This window comes from Bacillus cereus group sp. BfR-BA-01355, from assembly GCF_022663675.1.
In the GTDB taxonomy this organism is placed as follows: domain Bacteria; phylum Bacillota; class Bacilli; order Bacillales; family Bacillaceae_G; genus Bacillus_A; species Bacillus_A thuringiensis_S.
In genome coordinates this window covers 1-496 of the sequence record NZ_JAKUFY010000303.1, presented here as the reverse complement: position 1 = coordinate 496, position 496 = coordinate 1, and the positions used below count along the sequence as shown (strand labels likewise).

Below are 496 nucleotides of genomic sequence, written 5' to 3'. Positions count from 1 at the left end.
CCTTCATCGACTCCTAGTGTCAAGGCATCCACCGTGCGCCCTTTCTAACTTAACCAAACTAAAAATTAAAAAATATGAGCTACACTGTTATCTAGTTTTCAAAGAACATACCATTTGCTATTTAAAATAGCTTTTTGGTGGAGCCTAGCGGGATCGAACCGCTGACCTCCTGCGTGCAAGGCAGGCGCTCTCCCAGCTGAGCTAAGGCCCCAAAATGTATGGTGGGCCTAAATGGACTCGAACCATCGACCTCACGCTTATCAGGCGTGCGCTCTAACCAGCTGAGCTATAGGCCCATACAAATTGCAGGATTTATTTATATCATATCCTCATTTAAGAGTCAATATTGAATTGAACTCTCAAAACTAAACGAAAACGAAACACGGAAACTTATATTGATAAGCAGCGCTTATCAATTCTCCATAGAAAGGAGGTGATCCAGCCGCACCTTCCGATACGGCTACCTTGTTACGACTTCACCCCAATCATCTGTCCC

General features: G+C 44.4%; 2 tRNA genes and 1 rRNA gene. All 3 read right to left on the bottom strand.

The annotated features are described in order from the left end of the window. Positions 1–135: 135 nt before the first annotated feature. Positions 136–211: transfer RNA gene (locus MR167_RS31760), tRNA-Ala, on the bottom strand. An 8-nt stretch (positions 212–219) separates the two neighbouring features. Continuing rightward, positions 220–296: transfer RNA gene (locus MR167_RS31755), tRNA-Ile, on the bottom strand. 130 nt (positions 297–426) lie between these two features. Continuing rightward, positions 427–496 (bottom strand): 16S ribosomal RNA (locus MR167_RS31750); the annotation flags it as partial.